This window comes from Pseudomonas peli (assembly GCF_050563605.1).
GTDB lineage: Bacteria > Pseudomonadota > Gammaproteobacteria > Pseudomonadales > Pseudomonadaceae > Aquipseudomonas > Aquipseudomonas peli_A.
Genome location: NZ_JBNXUH010000008.1, coordinates 12587 through 27665 on the forward strand (window position 1 = coordinate 12587; position 15079 = coordinate 27665).

The 15079-nt window shown below is 63.2% G+C and carries 13 protein-coding genes; all 13 read right to left on the minus strand.

The window, feature by feature from the left end:
• Positions 1-13: 13 nt before the first annotated feature.
• The 13 genes from ftsA to rsmH are packed head-to-tail and all read right to left on the minus strand — an operon-like array spanning position 14 to position 15079.
• On the minus strand, positions 14-1261 hold the full coding sequence (gene ftsA, locus ACQ4LH_RS11365) for a cell division protein FtsA (RefSeq protein ID WP_090251236.1): 1248 nt from the start codon (positions 1259-1261) through the stop codon (positions 14-16).
• Positions 1262-1281: 20 nt separating this feature from the next.
• A complete protein-coding gene (locus tag ACQ4LH_RS11370; protein WP_430697274.1) occupies positions 1282-2157 on the minus strand; it encodes a cell division protein FtsQ/DivIB in 876 nt (291 codons plus the stop codon).
• 3 nt (positions 2158-2160) lie between these two features.
• Positions 2161-3111 carry a D-alanine--D-alanine ligase gene (locus ACQ4LH_RS11375; protein WP_430697275.1) on the minus strand — a complete coding sequence of 317 codons (951 nt, stop codon included), beginning with the start codon at positions 3109-3111 and terminating at the stop codon, positions 2161-2163.
• Positions 3108-4529, minus strand: a complete 1422-nt coding sequence (gene murC / locus ACQ4LH_RS11380; RefSeq protein WP_430697426.1) for a UDP-N-acetylmuramate--L-alanine ligase — start codon at positions 4527-4529, stop codon at positions 3108-3110. The genes ACQ4LH_RS11375 and murC overlap by 4 nt, the downstream gene beginning before the upstream one ends.
• 34 nt (positions 4530-4563) lie before the next feature.
• Positions 4564-5634, minus strand: coding sequence for an undecaprenyldiphospho-muramoylpentapeptide beta-N-acetylglucosaminyltransferase (gene murG / locus ACQ4LH_RS11385; RefSeq protein ID WP_430697276.1), 1071 nt, complete (start codon positions 5632-5634; stop codon positions 4564-4566).
• Complete coding sequence (gene ftsW, locus ACQ4LH_RS11390; protein ID WP_430697427.1) at positions 5624-6850, minus strand: putative lipid II flippase FtsW; 1227 nt, start codon at positions 6848-6850, stop codon at positions 5624-5626. The genes murG and ftsW overlap by 11 nt, the downstream gene beginning before the upstream one ends.
• Complete coding sequence (gene murD / locus ACQ4LH_RS11395) at positions 6850-8196, minus strand: UDP-N-acetylmuramoyl-L-alanine--D-glutamate ligase (protein WP_430697277.1); 1347 nt, start codon at positions 8194-8196, stop codon at positions 6850-6852. Before murD ends, ftsW begins: the two co-directional genes overlap by 1 nt.
• Before the next feature lie 7 nt (positions 8197-8203).
• Positions 8204-9286, minus strand: coding sequence for a phospho-N-acetylmuramoyl-pentapeptide-transferase (mraY, locus tag ACQ4LH_RS11400; RefSeq protein ID WP_311089235.1), 1083 nt, complete (start codon positions 9284-9286; stop codon positions 8204-8206).
• A complete protein-coding gene (locus tag ACQ4LH_RS11405; protein ID WP_430697278.1) occupies positions 9286-10656 on the minus strand; it encodes a UDP-N-acetylmuramoyl-tripeptide--D-alanyl-D-alanine ligase in 1371 nt (456 codons plus the stop codon). The genes mraY and ACQ4LH_RS11405 overlap by 1 nt, the downstream gene beginning before the upstream one ends.
• Complete coding sequence (locus tag ACQ4LH_RS11410; RefSeq protein ID WP_430697279.1) at positions 10649-12112, minus strand: UDP-N-acetylmuramoyl-L-alanyl-D-glutamate--2,6-diaminopimelate ligase; 1464 nt, start codon at positions 12110-12112, stop codon at positions 10649-10651. Before ACQ4LH_RS11410 ends, ACQ4LH_RS11405 begins: the two co-directional genes overlap by 8 nt.
• Positions 12112-13851: a peptidoglycan D,D-transpeptidase FtsI family protein gene (locus ACQ4LH_RS11415; protein WP_430697280.1), complete on the minus strand. Its 1740-nt coding sequence runs from the start codon at positions 13849-13851 to the stop codon at positions 12112-12114. The genes ACQ4LH_RS11410 and ACQ4LH_RS11415 overlap by 1 nt, the downstream gene beginning before the upstream one ends.
• The gene (gene ftsL, locus ACQ4LH_RS11420) at positions 13848-14141 is read right to left on the minus strand and encodes a cell division protein FtsL (RefSeq protein ID WP_430697281.1); all 294 of its coding nucleotides are present in this window, start codon (positions 14139-14141) and stop codon (positions 13848-13850) included. Before ftsL ends, ACQ4LH_RS11415 begins: the two co-directional genes overlap by 4 nt.
• Complete coding sequence (gene rsmH / locus ACQ4LH_RS11425) at positions 14138-15079, minus strand: 16S rRNA (cytosine(1402)-N(4))-methyltransferase RsmH (RefSeq protein WP_430697282.1); 942 nt, start codon at positions 15077-15079, stop codon at positions 14138-14140. Before rsmH ends, ftsL begins: the two co-directional genes overlap by 4 nt.

Consider the following 15079-nt stretch of genomic DNA (forward strand, 5'->3'; position numbering starts at 1 on the left):
CCTACTGCAAAAATCAGAAATTGCCCTGGACCCAGCGTTTCAGCCGTTCCAGCACAGGTTGTTTGGGTTCATCGCTGTAGCTGCCAAGCGCAGACATGGAGATGCCGTCGGCCTGCTTTTGCAGTCCGTACAGCAACAGGCCCACGCCTGTGGAATAAATCGGGTTACGCACCACATCGGCCAGGCCCTTGACGCCCTGGGGCACGCCCAGGCGCACCGGCATATGGAAAATCTCTTCGGCCAGCTCCACCGCGCCTTCCATCTTCGCCGTACCGCCGGTGAGGACGATACCTGCCGGGATCAGGTCTTCGTAGCCACTGCGGCGCAGTTCGGCCTGGATCAGAGTGAACAGCTCGTCGTAACGCGGCTCGACCACTTCGGCCAGAGACTGGCGCGACAGGTCGCGCGGCGGACGATCACCGACGCTCGGCACCTTGATGGTTTCGCCGGCACCGGCCAGTTTGGCCAGGGCGCAGGCGTAGCGGATCTTGATTTCTTCGGCGTACTGGGTCGGCGTACGCAGGGCCATGGCGATGTCGTTGGTCACTTGGTCGCCAGCAATCGGGATCACCGCGGTGTGACGGATCGCGCCTTCGGTGAAGATGCAGATGTCGGTGGTGCCGCCGCCGATGTCGACCAGGCACACGCCCAGCTCTTTCTCATCATCGGTCAGCACCGCATAAGCCGAGGCCAGTTGCTCAAGGATGATGTCGTCGACTTCCAGGCCGCAACGGCGCACACACTTCTCGATATTCTGCGCGGCATTTACGGCGCAAGTGACCACGTGCACCTTGGCTTCCAGACGCACGCCGGACATGCCCAGCGGTTCACGCACGCCTTCCTGGTTATCGATCACGTAATCCTGCGGCAGGGTATGCAGCACGCGCTGGTCGGCGGGAATGGCCACGGCCTGAGCGGCGTCGAGCACGCGCTCCAGATCCGCCGGACTGACTTCACGATCACGAATGGCGACGATGCCGTGGCTATTGAGGCTGCGGATATGGTTACCGGCAACGCCGACGAAGGCCGAGTGGATACGGCAGCCGGCCATCAGCTGGGCTTCCTCGACGGCGCGCTGGATCGACTGCACGGTGGATTCGATATTCACCACCACGCCCTTCTTCAGGCCGCGCGACGGATGGGTGCCGATGCCGACGATTTCCAGTTGGCCGTCCGCATTCACTTCACCGACCAGCGCCACCACCTTGGAGGTACCGATGTCGAGGCCGACGATCATCTTGCCGCTCTGCACGTTTGCCATGGCTCTTGCCTTCTCCTGATTCACTGCACGACAGCGGTTGGTGCCGCCGTGGGCGCTACCGGCTCACGCCATGCCACGGCCAGGCCGTTGGCATAACGCAGATCGATCCGCGCAATATTCGTTTGTTGCTCTTTCAGGGCCTTGTCATAAATGGCCGTGAAGCGCCGCATTTTTTCCACCAGATGGTCACGCCCCAGCAGCAGTTCGATGCCCTGCCCGGTGGAGAGGAACCAGCTGCCGCGCTCACGCAACTCCAGGCGCGCCACGGAAAAGCCCATGGGCCGCAGCATCTGGCTGAGCACCTGGTATTGCTGCATCACCTGCTGCTGCGCACGCTTGGGGCCATACAGCTGCGGCAGGTGTGGGTAATTCGCCAGCTCCAGCGGGGCGAATGCCTCGCCCTGGTTGTTCAGCAGTGCCTCATCGCCCCACCGGGCAATCGGCAATTGTTCTTCCAGACGTACCACCAGCTGATCCGGCCATACGCGGCGCACCTGGGCGCTGGCGATCCATGGCATCAGTTCCAGCTCGCGACGCAGGCTCAGCAGGTCAACACTGAAAAAGCTCGCACTGGCATAAGGCGCAATGCGTTCCTGCACGGCCTGCTGGTTGACGTAGCTGAGGTCGCCCTCGACGCTGATCCGCGCAATCGGCTGGTCGGCATAGGGCAACGCACGCAACGACAGCTCATAGGTGCCGTACCCCAACGCAAGCAGCAACAGCGGCCAGGTCAGGCGCTTCAGCCAGCTGCCCATGCCTGTGAAGCGGGCTTTCGGCAGGCTCATGCGCAGACTGATCGGCTCCTTGGCCACCAAACGGCTGGCGCCGCGCTGCGCAGGCTTACCGCGCACGGGGGCGCGGTTCGAGCCTGGCTGGTGACGCAAGGTGGCCGTCATGAGTTAACCCCGTGCCTCAAGGCTGTCGGCAAGAATCGCCAACACCAGTTGTTGAAAATCCAGACCTGCAGCACGGGCCGCCATCGGCACCAGGCTGTGGTCGGTCATGCCCGGCACGGTGTTGACTTCCAGCAGCCAGAACTTGCCGTCAGCGTCCTGCATCACGTCGGCGCGGGCCCAACCCTGGGTGCCGACTGCTTCGCAGGCGCGCGCGGTGAGGTCTTTCAGCTCGGCTTCCTTGTCCGCCGAGAGGCCGCACGGGATGCGGTACTGGGTGTCATTGGCCAGGTACTTGGCGTCGTAGTCGTAGAAGCTGTGCGGTGTGCCCAGGGCAATCGGCGGCAGCACCTGACCACGCAGCATGGCGATGGTGAACTCTGGACCGGCGATCATCTGCTCGACCAGCACCTGCGAGTCGTAACGGCTGGCGTCCTTCCAGGCAGTGATCAGCGCATCGACATCATTGACCTTGGCCATGCCAATGCTCGAACCCTCATGGGCCGGCTTGACGAACAGCGGGAAGCCCAGCTCAGCAGCAGCTGCATGGCAGTCGGCTTCGCAAGCCAGCGCGGCGTGGGCAGGCGTTGGCAAGCCAAGGCTGAGCCACACGCGCTTGGTGCGCAGTTTGTCCATGGCCAGGGCCGAAGCCAGGATGCCGCTGCCGGTGTAAGGAATGCCGGCACATTCGAGCAAGCCCTGCATCGAGCCGTCTTCGCCACCACGGCCGTGCAGCACGATAAAGGCGCGGTCGATTTTCTCGGCCGTCAGGCGCTGCAGCAGGTCATCGCCAGCATCGATACCGAACGCATCCACGCCTGCAGCCAGCAGCGCTTGCAGCACGGCATTGCCGGACTTCAGCGAGACTTCACGCTCGGCGCTCTTGCCGCCGAACAGCACGGCCACGCGACCAAAGGCGCTGACCGGAAATTGTGATTGCAGACTGGCAGCACTCATTTCGACTCCTCTGATGACTCGCCGCCGACTGTGGCGAACAAAGGGCTTTGCAACAATTGCGGAGCCAGGCCGCCGATATCGCCGGCACCTTGGCAAAGAAGAATGTCGCCCGCGCGCAGCAACGGCTTGACGATTGGCGCGAGGTCCACGCCGCGCTCGATATAGATCGGGTCGAGCTGGCCGCGTTGACGGATGCTGTGGCACAGGTTGCGGCTGTCCGCCCCCGGAATCGGTGCTTCACCGGCCGGGTAGACTTCCATCAGCAACAACACCTGAGCATCACCGAGTACCTGGACGAAATCGTCATACAGGTCGCGGGTACGGCTGAAACGGTGCGGCTGGTAAACCATCACCAGGCGGCGCTCCGGCCAACCACCGCGTACGGCCTTGATCACCGCCGCGACTTCGCGCGGGTGGTGGCCGTAATCGTCGACCAGCATCACGCTGCCGCCATCCACCGGCAGTTCGCCGTAGACCTGGAAGCGCCGGCCAACGCCCTGGAACTGCGACAGGCCCTGGACGATGGCTTCATCGCTAATGCCTTCGTCGCTGGCGATGGCGATGGTGGCCAGGGAGTTGAGTACGTTGTGGTTGCCCGGCATGTTCACCGATACATCCAGCGGCTCACGGTCGCGACGCAGCACGGTAAAGAAGGTCTGCATACCCTGCTGACGCACGTTGATCGCGCGTACGTCGGCACCTTCGTCAAAGCCGTAAGTCACGGTTGGACGGGCCACCTGCGGCAGGATCTCGCGCACGATCGGATCATCCACACACATCACCGCCAGGCCGTAGAACGGCAGGTTGTGCAGGAACTCAATGAAGGTTTTCTTCAACTTGTTGAAGTCACCGCCATAGGTGCTCATGTGGTCCATGTCGATATTGGTGACCACTGAGACCATCGGCTGCAGGTGCAGGAAGCTGGCGTCACTCTCATCGGCTTCGGCGATCAGGTAACGGCTGCTGCCCAGCTGCGCGTTGGTGCCTGCTGCATTCAGCCGGCCACCGATGACGAACGTCGGGTCCAGGCCGCCAGCGGCGAACACCGAGGCCAGCAGGCTGGTGGTGGTGGTCTTGCCATGGGTGCCGGCAACGGCAATACCGTGGCGGTAGCGCATCAGCTCGGCGAGCATCTCGGCGCGCGGCACCACCGGGATGCGACGTTCCAAGGCGGTGGCGACTTCCGGATTGCTGGTATTCACCGCGCTGGAGACCACCAGCACGTCGGCCTGTTCGGCATTCTCGGCGCGGTGGCCAATAAAGATCTGCGCACCGAAAGTTTCCAGACGCTCAGTCACGGCCGAAGCCTTGAGGTCGGAGCCGGAAACTTCATAACCGAGGTTGAGCAGTACTTCGGCGATACCGCACATGCCGGCACCACCGATGCCGACAAAGTGGATACGACGAATGCGGCGCATACGGCGGATTTCCGAACGTGCAGCGGCGGGAGACTTAGCCACGGGCCACCTCCAGGCAGATATCGACAACGGTGCAGGTTGCATCGGGCTTGGCTAGACGACGAGCCGTCTGCGCCATTTGAGTGAGTTGTTCGGGGTGCATCAAAACCTCGGTCAGCTGCGCGGCCAGCTTGGCGGCGTCAGTGGAACGTTGTGGCAGCAGTACGGCAGCGCCGGCACTGGCCAGATAATCGGCATTACGGGTCTGGTGATCATCGATCGCGTGCGGCAGCGGCAGCAGGAATGCCGGCAGGCCGGCGGCGGCCAGCTCGCTGACGGTCAGCGCGCCGGCACGGCACACCACCAGATCGGCCCAGGCATACGCCCGCGCCATGTCCTTGATAAACGGCGCGACCTGCGCTTCGACGTCAACGGCGCGATAGCGTTCAGCAGTAATTGCATCATGTTGCTTGCCGGCCTGATGGAACACCTCAGGGCGCAGTTCGGCCGCCACCAGCGCCAGGGCTTCAGGCAACAATTTATTCAGCGGTTCGGCGCCCAGGCTACCGCCCAGCACCAGCAAACGCGGCTGGCGGTTACGCAGCGAATCACGCGGGGTTTCCAGGAACAGCTCTTCACGCACCGGATTGCCGGTGGTGCGGCGCTTGTCGCTGTTACCGAAGGTATTCGGGAAGGCTTCGCAGACGCGGCTGGCGAATGGCGCCAGGCTGCGGTTGGCGGTACCGGCCACAGCATTCTGCTCGTGGATGATCAGCGGCGCGCCGCTCATGCGCGCGGCCAGGCCGCCGGGACCAGTGACATAACCGCCCATGCCGAGCACGCACACTGGCTGCAGTTCGCGCATTACTTTGCGTGCCTGGAACAGTGCCTTGATCAACTGGAACGGCGCTTTCAGCAGTGACAGCTTGCCCTTGCCACGTAGGCCAGTGACGTCGATCAAGTGCAGCGGCAGACCGGCAGCCGGCACCAGTTCATTCTCGATGCCGCGCGGCGTACCCAGCCAATGCACGCTGTAGCCACGCGCCTTGAACTCGCGGGCGCAGGCCAACGCCGGGAATACATGCCCACCGGTGCCGCCGGCCATGATCAGCACATTACCGCGCATGCTGAACCTCCTCGGCGGACTGGCCTTCGAAGAAATCCGATTCCTTGAAGTCGACATCCTCGCTGCCCAGCTGGGTGCGACGCTCCCACTCGATGCGCAGCAACAGTGCCAAGCTGACGCAGCAGATCACCAGCGAGCTGCCACCGTAGCTGAGGAATGGCAGGGTCAGGCCCTTGGTCGGCAGCAGGCCAACGTTCACGCCGATATTGATCAGCACCTGACCGATCCACAGAAACGCCAGGCCGTAGGCCACATAGGCCGAGAAGAACTGCTTGGCCTTCTCCGCCCACAGGCCGATATACAGGGCGCGCACACTGACGAAAACGAACAAGGCGACGGTAATCAGTGCGCCAACCATGCCCAGCTCTTCGGCCAGCACGGCAAATACGAAATCGGTATGTGCTTCCGGCAGGTAGAACTGCTTCTGCACGCTGTTGCCCAGGCCGACGCCGAACCATTCACCACGACCGAAGGCGATCAGCGCCTGGCTCAGCTGGTAACCGGCGCCGTACTGGTCAGCCCAGGGATCGACGAAGTTGGTCAGACGCTCCAGGCGATAGGCCTGGCTGGTCATCACCAGCACGCCAAGGCCGAGTACGCAGGCCGCCAGCGGAATAAAACGCAGCAGGTTAACCCCGCCGAGGAACAGCATGGCGATAGCCGCGCCTACCAGTACCACGGTGGCGCCGAAGTCCGGCTCGGCCAGCAGCAGCGCGGCAATCGGGCCCAGCACCAACATCGGTTTGATAAAGCCGGTGAGCTTTTCGCGCACTTCTTCCTGGCGACGCACCAGGTAGGCGGCGATAAACATCACGCTAAACAGCTTGGCCAGTTCGGACGGCTGCAGGTTGAACACGCCCAGGCCGATCCAGCGCTTGGCCCCGTTAACCTCACGACCAATGCCCGGCAGCAGTACCAGAATCAGCAGCACCACCGCCGCCAGCAGCAGCATGCCGCTGTAACGCTGCCACAGCGCCATCGGCACCAGCAGGGTCGCCAGCGCAGCGCCGAGGCCGATGGTCAGATAAATCAGGTGACGAATCATGTGGTACAGCGGGTTGCCCGACTGCACCGCGGCCACTTCCGAGGAAGCCGAAGCAATCATAACCAAGCCCAGGCCGAGCAGCGCCAGGCAACCGGCCAGCAGCGGGAAGTCCAGATCGATACCACGACGGGTATGCAGCGGCGAAGGCAAGGCGAGCAGGCGGGCAAGCATCATTGCAAACCCTCCACGGCCTGGGCGAACAGACGCCCGCGCTCTTCGAAATTCTTGAACATGTCCAGGCTGGCGCAGGCCGGCGACAGCAGCACGGCATCGCCCGCTTCGGCCAGTTCGGCAGCGCGCTGTACAGCCTCTTCCAGGGTCTTGACCCGGACCAGCGGGGCGGCGGCGCCCAGGGCGTCAGCCAGCAGCTCGGCATCGCGACCAAGCAGCACCACGGCGCGGCAGAACTTGCCGACCGGCGCTTTCAGCGCCGAGAAATCCGCGCCCTTGCCGTCGCCACCGGCGATCAGCACCAGCTTGCCGGCGATATCAGCGCCCAGGCCTTCGATAGCGGCCAGGGCAGCGCCGACGTTGGTGGCCTTGGAATCGTCGTAGTAGCTCACGGCATTTCGCTCGCCAACCCACTGGCAGCGATGCGGCAGGCCAGCAAACTGCTTGAGGGTTGCCAACATCGGCTCGAACGGCAGACCCACCGCATGGCCAAGGGCCAAGGCCGCCAGGGCATTGGACTGGTTGTGCGCGCCGCGAATTTTCAGCTCACGCACCGGCAGCAGCGCAGCGAACTGATAAGCCAGAGACTTCTCGCCGTTTTCTTCGAGCAGGCCGAAACGTTTGAAATCCGGCTTGCCCAGGCCGAAGTACCAGCACGGCAGTTGATCAGCCACCAGCGGACGCGACAGCGCGTCATCGCGGTTCACCACCACCTGCCGCGCGCCGCGGAAGATGCGGTGCTTGGCCAGGTGATAAGCCGGCAGATCGGCGTAGCGATCCATATGGTCTTCGCTGATGTTCAGGCAGGTCGCCACTTCAGCATTCAGCTGGTCGGTGGTTTCCAGCTGGAAGCTCGACAGCTCCATGACATACAGCTCGATGTCGTCGCTGAGTAGGTCCAGCGCCGGGGTACCCAGATTGCCGCCGACGGCGACCTTCTTGCCGGCCGCAGCCGCCATCTCGCCGACCAGGGTGGTCACGGTGCTTTTCGCGTTGGAGCCGGTGATGGCAATGATCGGGGCCTTGGCATAACGAGCGAACAGATCGATATCACCCGACAGCTTGACGCCACGCGCAGCGGCCGCCTGCAGCGCCGGAGTGGCGATGGCCAGGCCCGGGCTGACCAGTAGCTCGCTGGCACGGCAGAGGAACTCCACATCCAGTTCGCCACAACGCACTTCTACCTGCGGGAACTGCTCACGCAAGGTGGCGAGCTCCGGCGAGTTGGCACGGGTGTCGACCACGGCAAACGGCAGGCCCTGGCGCGCGAGGAAGCGCACAAGGGACATGCCGCTCTTGCCGAGGCCGACAACGATGCGGAAGTGGTCAGAAGCGATCAGGCTCATACTTTCCTCAACGCAGCTTCAGGGTGGCAAGGCCGATCAGCACCAGAATCACGGTGATGATCCAGAAGCGCACAATCACGCGCGGCTCGGGCCAGCCTTTAAGTTCAAAGTGGTGATGGATCGGCGCCATGCGGAACACGCGCTTGCCGGTCAGCTTGAAGCTGGCGACCTGGATGATCACCGACAGGGTTTCCACCACGAAGATGCCGCCCATGATGAACAGCACCACTTCCTGGCGGACGATCACCGCGATGGTGCCCAGGGCCGCGCCCAGCGCCAACGCGCCGACATCGCCCATAAATACTTGCGCCGGGTAGGTGTTAAACCAGAGGAAACCGAGGCCAGCACCAACCAGCGCGGCGCAGAACACGATCAGCTCACCCGCACCCGGCACGTAGGGAATAAACAGGTATTCGGCGAACTTCACGTTGCCCGACAGGTAGCAGAAGATCCCCAGCGCGCCGCCAACCATCACGGTGGGCAGGATGGCCAGGCCGTCGAGGCCGTCAGTCAGGTTGACCGCGTTGCTCGAACCGACGATGACGAAGTAGGTCAGCACCACGAAGCCCAGGCCCAGCTCCAGGCTGAAGTCCTTGAGCATCGGCAGAATCAGGGTGGTTTCCACCGGGCTCTGCGCAGTCATATAAAGGAAGAACGCGGCACCGAGGCCGAACACCGATTGCCAGAAGTATTTCCAGCGGCTCGGCAGCCCTTTGGAGTTCTTCTCGATCACCTTGCGGTAGTCATCGACCCAGCCAATGGCGCCAAACAGCAGGGTTACGGCCAGCACCACCCACACATAGCGATTGGTCAGGTCAGCCCAGAGCAGGGTGCTGACGGCAATCGCCGAGAGAATCAGCGCGCCGCCCATGGTGGGCGTGCCCTTCTTCGACAGGTGCGACTGCGGGCCGTCGTTGCGCACCGACTGGCCGATCTGGCGGATCTGCAGGGTGCGGATCATCCATGGGCCGAGCCACAGCGACAGGGCCAGCGCCGTCAGCACGCCGAGGATGCCGCGCAGTGTCAGGTACTGAAACACTGCGAAACCCTTGTGGAACTGTTGCAGGTATTCCGCCAGCAGCAGCAGCATTAGTGAATCTCCCCGGATGTGCCACACAGCGCCGCTACGACTTTTTCCATCGCCGCACTGCGTGAACCTTTAATTAGAAGGGTGGTGTCGCCCTGCTCGCCTTGCAGCGCAGCAATCAGGCTGGCCTGGTCGGCAAAATGCCGAGCCGCCGCGCCAAACTCCGACACTGCGTGAGCCGTCAGCGGGCCGACGGCATACAGCGCATCAACTTTGCCAACGGCATAGCTGCCGACCTGGCGATGGCCTTGCTCGGCCCATTCGCCCAGCTCGCCGATATCGCCCAGCACCAGCACGCGGCGGCCAGGGAAGCCGGCGAGGATGTCGATGGCGGCGCAGACGGATGCCGGGTTGGCGTTGTAGCTGTCGTCGATAACTCGCAGGCCGTTCGCTGCGATCTGCGCAACGGCGCGGCCTTTGACCGGCTGCAGGCTTTCCAGCCCAGCCTTGATCGCCGCAGGGGTAATACCCAGCGCCAGGGCTGCAGCAGCGGCGGCCAGGGCATTGGCGACGTTGTGCTCGCCGAGCAGGTTGAGCTGAATACGTGCCTGACCGCTAGCGCAGTGCAGGGTAAAGGCCGAGCAGCCACGGGCGTCACGGGCCAGCTCGCTGGCATAAACGTCAGCGGCTGAATTACGCAGAGCGAAGCTGCTGATTGCACGGCCCTGGGCACGTTGCTGCCAGACGGAGAAAGCGCTGTCGTCGAGGTTGAGCACAGCCACGCCGCTGTCGCTCAGACCTTCGAGGATTTCGCCTTTGGCCTGAACAATCTTTTCCGGGCCGCCGAACTCGCCGACATGAGCGTTACCGGCATTGTTGATAATGGCCACCTGCGGCTGGGTCAGGCCGACGGTGTAGGCGATTTCGCCGACATGGTTGGCGCCCAGTTCGATTACTGCGGCGACATGCTCAGGGGCCAGTTCCAGCAGGGTCAGCGGCGCGCCGAGGTCGTTATTCAGGTTGCCGCGAGTTGCCAGCACCGGGCCTTGCAGGCCTTCACGCAGGATACTGGCGAGCATTTCTTTCACGGTGGTCTTGCCGCTGGAACCGGTAATCGCCACCAGTGGCGCGTTAAACGCCTGACGATTCAGCGCGCCCAGTTGGCCAAGGGCCAGACGGGTATCGGCAACCAGCAGTTGCGGCAGCGGCGCATCCGCCACTTCACGCTCAACCAGCGCAGCCACTGCACCTTTGTCGGCGACTTCGGCCAGGTAGTCATGACCATCGAAGCGTGGGCCGGCCAGGGCGACAAACAGCTGGCCAGCGGCAATCGCCCGGCTGTCGCTGCTGACGGCGCTGAATGCCACGTCCGCACCGATCACCCGGGCGGCCAATGGTGCAGCCACTTCGCTCAACCGCAGCGCCTTAAGCATGCGCCACCTCCCATGCCGCCAAAGCGTTGGCAGCTTCGATCAGGTCGGAGAACGGCTGACGCTCGCCGTTGATTTCCTGGTAGTCCTCATGACCCTTGCCGGCCAGGACCAGCACGTCATCGGCACTGGCAGCGGCAATCAGCTGGGCAATCGCCTGGCCACGGCCATGAACGAACTGCACCGAGTCCGGGCTGACAAAGCCGGCGCGGATATCGCTGAAAATCTGTGCCGGCTTTTCAGTGCGCGGGTTGTCATCGGTCACCAGCACCGCATCAGCCAGACGCTCGACCACCGCCGCCATCAGCGGGCGCTTGCCGCTGTCGCGATCACCACCACAACCGAACAGGCACAGCAGACGGCCTTTGACGTGCGGGCGCAGGGCTTCGAGAACTTTTTCCAGAGCATCCGGGGTGTGCGCGTAATCCACCACCACCAACGGCTTTTTACCGCCACCTAGACGCTGCATACGGCCAATTGGGCCCTGCAGCTGTGGCAGCACCTTGAGAATTTCATCCAGCGGGTAATCCAGGCCAAGCAGCGCGCCGACCACAGCCAGCAGGTTGCTCAGGTTAAAGCGGCCGAGCAGCGAGCTGCGCAGGCTGCCTTCACCACGCGGGGTAACCAGCTTAGCGCGCACGCCCTGCTCGTCGAACTGCGCGTCGCGGCAATACAGGTAGGCGTCGGCGTCGATCAGGCTGTAGCTGATCAGGCGCGACTCGTGCTCGGCAGCGGCCAGTTGACGACCGAAGGCGTCGTCCAGGTTAAGCACGCGGCAACGCAGGCCCGACCAGGCGAACAGCGCGGCTTTCGCCTCGGCGTAGGCCTGCATCGAACCGTGGTAATCCAGATGATCGCGCGACAGGTTGGTCAACACCGCCACATCAAACGCCAGGGCAGCGACGCGACCCTGATGCAGACCGTGGGACGAGACTTCCATGGCCACGGCGCGAGCACCGGCGTTTTTCATATCGGCCAAGGTGGCCTGCACGCCGATTGGATCAGGCGTGGTGTGACGGCCTTGCTCCAGCGCGCCGTAAAAGCCATTACCCAGGGTGCCGACGATGCCGCAGCGCTCGCCAAGCAAATCCAGCGCCTGAGCCAGCAACTGGCTGACGCTGGTTTTGCCGTTGGTACCGGTGATGCCGATCAGGTGCAGGCCACGGCTTGGCTCGCCATAGAAGCGCCCGGCAATCGCCGACAGCTGATTGGCCAGGCCTTTCAGCGCAACTAGCTCGGCACTTTGCGCAGTCATGACCGCAGCGCCTTCGGCCTCATAGGCCACGGCGGTGGCGCCACGGGCAACCGCATCAGCGATATGCACGCGACCGTCTTGCTGGGTGCCCGGTACGGCAAGAAACAGATCGCCCGGACGCACCTTGCGGCTATCCAGGGTCAATTCACGAATCAGGGTGGAGCTGGCGGCTTCCGGCAGCAACTGATTAAGGGGCATAGGCATCAGATGCGCCCTCCTTTAAGGGGATCAACAGCTGCGGTTTCAACCTTCACTGGCTCGGGTTCCGGCAGGTTATCCGGAGCGACGTTCATCAGCCGCAGCGCACCGGCCATCACCTTGCCAAACACCGGTGCGGCGACCAGACCGCCGTAGTAACCGCCCTCGCCCGGCTCATCGATCATTATGACCGCAGCAATACGTGGGTTATCGATAGGTGCAACACCGGCGAAGAACGAGCGATAGGCCTTGTCGACATAGCCCTTGCTGCCGGTAGCGGCTTTACGTGCGGTGCCGCTTTTGCCGCCGACGTGGTAGCCCGGCACCTTGGCCCGCGCGCCGCCGCCGCCCGGCTCTTCAACCACGGCCTGGAGCATGCCGAGCACGGTCTTGGCGATCTGCTCATCAATTACTTGGGTAGTAACCGGCTGGCGATCCAGGCGCACCATCGACAGGTTTACGTTCTTGCCGTCGTTGGCCAGCACCGAGTAGGCGTGCGCCAATTGCACGGCGGTCACCGAGAGGCCGTAGCCGTAGGCCAGGGTGGCGGTCTCGGCCTGCTTCCAGACGCGGTAGTTGGGCAGATTGCCGACGCGCTCACCGGGGAAGCTCAAACCAGTGTCCTGGCCCAGGCCGACTTGCTGCATCACGGCGTAGATCGGCTCGGCGCCGATATCGAAGGCCACCTTGCTGATGCCGACGTTGCTCGACTTCATCAGAATCTGGGTCAGGTTGAGTACGCCACCGCGCGACACATCACGGATGGTGTAGCGACCGATGCGCAGGCTGCCGGGCGCGGTGTCCACAGTCATTTCCGGGGTCCAGCGGCCCGAGCCCAGGGCGGCGGCGATAGAGAATGGCTTGACGGTCGAACCAGGCTCGAACACATCGATCATCGCCCGGTTGCGCATGGCCGCCGGCTGCAGGTTGCGACGGTTGTTCGGGTTGTAGGTCGGCTGATTGACCATCGCCAGCACTTCGCCGGTCTGCACGTCGAGCAGCACCAGGCTGCCGGCCTTGGCGCCGAATTCGGTGACGGCGTTGCGCAGCTCGCGATGGGCCAGGTATTGCAGGCGCAGGTCAATCGACAATGCCAAGGCCTTACCGGCCTTGGCATTCTGTGCAACCTGGACGTCCTTGATTAGCCGTCCGCGCCGGTCCTTGAGCACCTGGCGCTTGCCGGGCACGCCGGCCAGCCAGTCTTCAAAGGCCAGCTCCATGCCTTCGCGGCCGCGGTCATCGATATCGGTAAAACCCACCACATGAGCGGCAACTTCACCCGCTGGATAGAAACGGCGGAATTCTTCGATGCCGTACACGCCCGGCACTTTCAGGTCGAGAATGCGCTGACCTTGCTCAGGCGTCAGCCCGCGCACCAGGTACATAAATTCGCGCTCGGCATTGGCCTGCAAGCGCACGTTAAAGGCTTTTGGTTCCTGACCCAGGGCGGCCGCCAGTTCATTCCACTTGGCCTTGCCGCTCTGCAGCTCCTTGCCGTTGGCCCACAGAGTGGTCACCGGTGTGCTGACGGCCAACGGCTCGCCATTGCGGTCGGTGATCAGACCACGGTGCGCCGGAATAGGAATATGGCGCACGCTGCGCGCATCGCCATGGGCCTGCAGGAAGCTCTGATCGAACACTTGCAGGTCGACAATACGCCAGGCAATCGCACCCACCATCAGTGCCAGCAGCAGCAGCACCAGGCGGAAACGCCAAGGGTAGAGTGCGCCTTCAAGACCCATCATGGCGCCACCATGCGCACTTCGGCGGCATCCGGGATACGCATGCTCAGGCGCTCAGTGGCCAGGGTTTCGATACGGTTGTGCGCCGTCCAGGTGCTTTGCTCGAGGATCAGCCGCCCCCACTCAGCCTGCGACTTGTCACGCACGCTCAGTTCGGCATACAGCTCATTGAGCAGCTGACGATTCCAGTGCGCGCTGTAGGAAACTCCCACCGCAGACACCAACACAGCCACAAACAACAGCAGCATCAGCAGGCTGCCGCCGGGCAATGGCTTGGCAAAGGGCGCGCTCATCGCACTTTCTCGGCAATGCGCATTACAGCGCTGCGCGAACGCGGATTGGCGGCAAGCTCGGCTTCGGAGGCGAATACCGGTTTGCCGATCAGCTTCAGGCGCGGCTCGAAGGCTTTCGGGATGATCGGCAGATCGCGCGGCAGCTTGTCCATCTCACCCTTGGCATGCTTGCGCATAAAGAGTTTGACGATGCGGTCTTCCAGCGAGTGGAAGCTGATCACCACCAGGCGGCCACCCACTTCGAGGCTTTCCAGCGCCGCGTCGAGGCCGCTCTCCAGATCACCCAGTTCGTTATTGATATAGATGCGCAGGCCCTGAAAGGCGCGCGTTGCCGGATTCTTGCCCTTCTCCCAAGCCGGATTGGCAACGGTCAGCACCTGAGCCAGGTCGGCGGTGCGGGTAAACGGCTGCTCGGCGCGGCGCAGGACCACTGCACGAGCCATGCGCTTGGCAAAGCGTTCTTCGCCGTATTCCTTGAACACCCGGGCAATTTCTTCTTCGGCGGCGCTGGCAATGAAGTCTGCGGCGCTGACGCCGGCATCCGGGTTCATGCGCATATCCAGCGGGCCGTCATTCATAAAACTGAAGCCGCGCTCGGCGTCATCCAGCTGCGGCGATGACACACCCAGATCTAGCAGAATGCCACTGACCTGACCGCCCAGCGCGCGCTGCGCCAGCTCGGCGCCCAGCTCGGCAAAGCTGCGCTGCACAACGACAAAGCGGCCGTCTTCGGCCGCCAGCGCATTTCCCGTCGCGATTGCCAGGGGATCCTTGTCAAACCCTAGCAAGCGACCCTCTGGCCCAAGTTTTTCCAGGATCAGCCGGCTGTGCCCGCCGCGACCAAAAGTGCCATCCAGGTAGCAACCATTCGCGCGCACAGCCAGCCCTTCGACAGCCTCGTCGAGTAGCACGGTGATGTGGCGGAAATTGCTGGTCAT